This is a genomic window from Agromyces mediolanus (assembly GCF_044917495.1).
Classification (GTDB): Bacteria; Actinomycetota; Actinomycetes; order Actinomycetales; family Microbacteriaceae; genus Agromyces; species Agromyces mediolanus_B.
The window spans coordinates 1-5,344 of the sequence record NZ_JAVSSI010000024.1 but is presented as its reverse complement, the minus strand read 5'-3'; the positions used below and the strand labels follow the sequence as shown (position 1 = coordinate 5,344).

Annotated in this window: 2 rRNA genes; both read right to left on the bottom strand. The window is 55.9% G+C overall.

Annotated elements, in window-relative coordinates:
• Positions 1 to 86: 86 nt before the first annotated feature.
• A 23S ribosomal RNA gene (locus ROT00_RS18290) occupies positions 87 to 3,191 on the bottom strand.
• A 444-nt stretch (positions 3,192 to 3,635) separates the two neighbouring features.
• A 16S ribosomal RNA gene (locus tag ROT00_RS18285) occupies positions 3,636 to 5,160 on the bottom strand.
• The 16S and 23S rRNA genes sit together here, the layout of an rRNA operon.
• Positions 5,161 to 5,344: the final 184 nt, after the last annotated feature.

Genomic DNA, 5,344 nt, shown 5'->3' with positions numbered 1-5,344 from the left:
GTTTGGTTCGTCTGTTGGGAACCACACAGTGGACGCGAGTCATCAGGCTCTACATCGTGCCTTTTGCAAACGTGATGTAGATAGTGATTATCAAGTTATCGGCGTATTAGTACCAGTCAGCTGCACACCTTGCGGTGCTTCCACATCTGGCCTATCAACCCAGTCGTCTGGCTGGGCGCCTCTCCCCCCGAAGGGGATGGAAATCTCATCTTGAGGCCGGCTTCCCGCTTAGATGCTTTCAGCGGTTATCCATCCCGAACGTAGCTAACCAGCGGTGCTCCTGGCGGAACAACTGGCACACCAGAGGTTCGTCCAACCCGGTCCTCTCGTACTAGGGTCAGATCCTCTCAAATTTCCTGCGCGCGCAGAGGATAGGGACCGAACTGTCTCACGACGTTCTAAACCCAGCTCGCGTACCGCTTTAATGGGCGAACAGCCCAACCCTTGGGACCTACTCCAGCCCCAGGATGCGACGAGCCGACATCGAGGTGCCAAACCATGCCGTCGATATGGACTCTTGGGCAAGATCAGCCTGTTATCCCCGAGGTACCTTTTATCCGTTGAGCGACAGCGCTTCCACAAGCCACTGCCGGATCACTAGTCCCGACTTTCGTCCCTGCTCGACCTGTCAGTCTCGCAGTCAAGCTCCCTTGTGCACTTACACTCGCCACCTGATTGCCAACCAGGTTGAGGGAACCTTTGGGCGCCTCCGTTACTCTTTGGGAGGCAACCGCCCCAGTTAAACTACCCACCAGGCACTGTCCCTGAACCGGATCACGGTTCGAAGTTAGATATCCAGAGTGACCAGAGTGGTATTTCAACAATGACTCCACGAACACTGGCGTGCCCGCTTCAAAGTCTCCCACCTATCCTACACAAGCCACACCGAACACCAATACCAAGCTGTAGTAAAGGTCACGGGGTCTTTCCGTCCTTCTGCGCGTAACGAGCATCTTTACTCGTACTGCAATTTCGCCGAGTTCGCGGTTGAGACAGCTGGGAAGTCGTTACGCCATTCGTGCAGGTCGGAACTTACCCGACAAGGAATTTCGCTACCTTAGGATGGTTATAGTTACCACCGCCGTTTACTGGGGCTTAACTTCTCAGCTTCGCTCCGAAGAGCTAACCGTTCCGCTTAACCTTCCAGCACCGGGCAGGCGTCAGTCCGTATACATCGTCTTGCGACTTCGCACGGACCTGTGTTTTTAGTAAACAGTCGCTTCCCACTGGTCTCTGCGGCCTTCACGCCTTCGGCAGCAAGTGCCTACAACGATCCGGCCCCCCTTCTCCCGAAGTTACGGGGGCATTTTGCCGAGTTCCTTAACCACGATTCTCTCGATCTCCTCGGTATTCTCTACCTGACCACCTGAGTCGGTTTGGGGTACGGGCGGCTAGAACCTCGCGTCGATGCTTTTCTCGGCAGCATAGGATCACCCACTTTTCATCCGCATCACGTCTCAGCCTGTATGAGTCGCGGATTTGCCTACGACTCGGCCTACACGCTTGCCCCGGGACAACCATCGCCCGGGCTGGGCTACCTTCCTGCGTCACACCTGTTAATACGCTCACCGCACCAGACCGGGTCCCATGCTCCCCGCCACGGTGTCCCCCGAAGGGAACGATGTGACAGTTCGGATGGTTAGCATTACTGGATTGGTGTGGGCGGTTCTTCGCCGGTACGGGAATATCAACCCGTTGTCCATCGACTACGCCTGTCGGCCTCGCCTTAGGTCCCGACTTACCCAGGGCAGATTAGCTTGACCCTGGAACCCTTGGTCTTCCGGAGGACGGGTTTCTCACCCGTCTTTCGCTACTCATGCCTGCATTCTCACTCGTGTGCCGTCCACGGCTGGTTTCCACCGCCGCTTCACCCGGCACACGACGCTCTCCTACCCATCCACACGACTGGACCACGAAGGCCTATCGATTGTATGAATGCCACGACTTCGGTGGCGTGCTTGAGCCCCGTTACATTGTCGGCGCGGAATCACTTGACCAGTGAGCTATTACGCACTCTTTCAAGGGTGGCTGCTTCTAAGCCAACCTCCTGGTTGTCTGTGCAACTCCACATCCTTTCCCACTTAGCACGCGCTTAGGGACCTTAGTCGGTGGTCTGGGTTGTTTCCCTCTCGACGATGAAGCTTATCCCCCACCGTCTCACTGCTGCGCTCTCACTTACCGGCATTCGGAGTTTGGCTGACGTCAGTAACCTGTTGAGGCCCATCGGCCATCCAGTAGCTCTACCTCCGGCAAGAAACACGCAACGCTGCACCTAAATGCATTTCGGAGAGAACCAGCTATCACGAAGTTTGATTGGCCTTTCACCCCTATCCACAGCTCATCCCCTCAGTTTTCAACCTAAGTGGGTTCGGTCCTCCACGACGTCTTACCGTCGCTTCAACCTGGCCATGGATAGATCACTTCGCTTCGGGTCTAGGACCTGCGACTGAATCGCCCTATTCAGACTCGCTTTCGCTCCGGCTACCCCACACGGGTTAACCTCGCCACAGATCACTAACTCGCAGGCTCATTCTTCAAAAGGCACGCCGTCACCCCAACACGGGAGCTCCGACGGTTTGTAAGCAAACGGTTTCAGGTACTATTTCACTCCCCTCCCGGGGTACTTTTCACCTTTCCCTCACGGTACTTGTCCGCTATCGGTCATCTGGGAGTATTTAGGCTTACCAGGTGGTCCTGGCAGATTCACACGGGATTTCTCGGGCCCCGTGCTACTTGGGATCCCTCTCCGGGCCGCACACGATTTCGACTACGGGACTCACACCCACTCCGGTCCGGCTTTCAATCCGGTTCGTCTATCGCATACGCGTCACCGTGGCTGTCCGGCAGAACAGCCCGAAAGGTCCCACAACCCCGACCATGCAACCCCTGCCGGGTATCACACATGACCGGTTTAGCCTCATCCGCTTTCGCTCGCCACTACTCACGGAATCACGGTTGTTTTCTCTTCCTGTGGGTACTGAGATGTTTCACTTCCCCACGTTCCCTCTACCCGCCCTATATATTCAGGCGGGAGTCACCAGGTCACCCAAAGGGCCTGGCGGGGTTTCCCCATTCGGAAATCCTCGGATCACAGCTCGTTTATCAGCTCCCCGAGGCTTATCGCAGATTACGACGTCCTTCTTCGGCTCCAGATGCCAAGGCATCCACCGTTTGCTCTTAGAAACTTGAAATCACATGAGTTCAGAAACCACCAACCCCGAAGGGCCGGCGGTGACCAATGATTAGTCGAACGCACCCCCAAAAGGGCACGTCCTACGAATCTTTGTGATCGACACTCCCGAAAGAGCGTCAATCTAAGATGCTCGCGTCCACTATGTAGTTCTCAACAGACGAACAGCACCCCCACACCCGCCCACCACAGTGAGCATCAGCAAGGGCCTGCAAGAAACCAGCCACCCCAAAAAACAGGGGCTGCGTCCGGTCCCTCAGGACCCAACAGCGTGCACGTACCCGCCCGGCCGGCCCCCACCGTTCCAACCCCCAAAAGAAGGCGTACTAGGTCTGAACCATTCAGACGAGCACCTATGTCAATGTTCCACCCATGAGCAACCAGTGAGAACGTTCGCCTCAATCTGGCTGACCTGGAACCAGCAAGCTGGTCCAGTGCTCCTTAGAAAGGAGGTGATCCAGCCGCACCTTCCGGTACGGCTACCTTGTTACGACTTAGTCCTAATCACCGATCCCACCTTCGACGGCTCCCTCCACAAGGGTTAGGCCACCGGCTTCGGGTGTTACCGACTTTCATGACTTGACGGGCGGTGTGTACAAGGCCCGGGAACGTATTCACCGCAGCGTTGCTGATCTGCGATTACTAGCGACTCCGACTTCATGAGGTCGAGTTGCAGACCTCAATCCGAACTGAGACCGGCTTTTTGGGATTCGCTCCGCCTTACGACATCGCAGCCCTTTGTACCGGCCATTGTAGCATGCGTGAAGCCCAAGACATAAGGGGCATGATGATTTGACGTCATCCCCACCTTCCTCCGAGTTGACCCCGGCAGTCTCACATGAGTCCCCACCATAACGTGCTGGCAACATGCGACGAGGGTTGCGCTCGTTGCGGGACTTAACCCAACATCTCACGACACGAGCTGACGACAACCATGCACCACCTGTTCACGAGTGTCCAAAGAGTTGACCATTTCTGGCCCGTTCTCGTGTATGTCAAGCCTTGGTAAGGTTCTTCGCGTTGCATCGAATTAATCCGCATGCTCCGCCGCTTGTGCGGGCCCCCGTCAATTCCTTTGAGTTTTAGCCTTGCGGCCGTACTCCCCAGGCGGGGCGCTTAATGCGTTAGCTACGACACGGAAACCGTGGAAAGGTCCCCACATCTAGCGCCCAACGTTTACGGCGTGGACTACCAGGGTATCTAATCCTGTTCGCTCCCCACGCTTTCGCTCCTCAGCGTCAGTAAGTGCCCAGAGACCTGCCTTCGCCATCGGTGTTCCTCCTGATATCTGCGCATTCCACCGCTACACCAGGAATTCCAGTCTCCCCTACACCACTCAAGTCTGCCCGTACCCACTGCAGGCTAGAGGTTGAGCCTCTAGATTTCACAGCAGACGCGACAAACCGCCTACGAGCTCTTTACGCCCAATAATTCCGGACAACGCTCGGACCCTACGTATTACCGCGGCTGCTGGCACGTAGTTAGCCGGTCCTTTTTCTGCAGGTACCGTCACCCGAAGGCTTCTTCCCTACTAAAAGCGGTTTACAACCCGAAGGCCGTCATCCCGCACGCGGCGTTGCTGCATCAGGCTTGCGCCCATTGTGCAATATTCCCCACTGCTGCCTCCCGTAGGAGTCTGGGCCGTGTCTCAGTCCCAGTGTGGCCGGTCACCCTCTCAGGCCGGCTACCCGTCGACGCCTTGGTGAGCCATTACCTCACCAACAAGCTGATAGGCCGCGAGTCCATCCCAAACCGAAAAACTTTCCACCCCACACCATGCGGTGCAAGGTCCTATCCGGTATTAGCTCCGATTTCTCGAAGTTATCCCAGAGTCCAGGGCAGGTTACTCACGTGTTACTCACCCGTTCGCCACTAATCCCCCAGAGCAAGCTCCAAGTTCATCGTTCGACTTGCATGTGTTAAGCACGCCGCCAGCGTTCGTCCTGAGCCAGGATCAAACTCTCCAAAAAAAATGATTCAGACCAGACCCGAAAGCCCGACCCAGAGTTTGTTCACTGACAGAGAAACAACTGACTAATCAAAATCAAATTGTCCATCAATCAAAGGAATCCCACCTGCAAAAACAGGCTGGGGTTCAATAAATTGGCATTGAACATAGTGCACGCTGTTGAGTTCTCAAGAAACGGACGCACC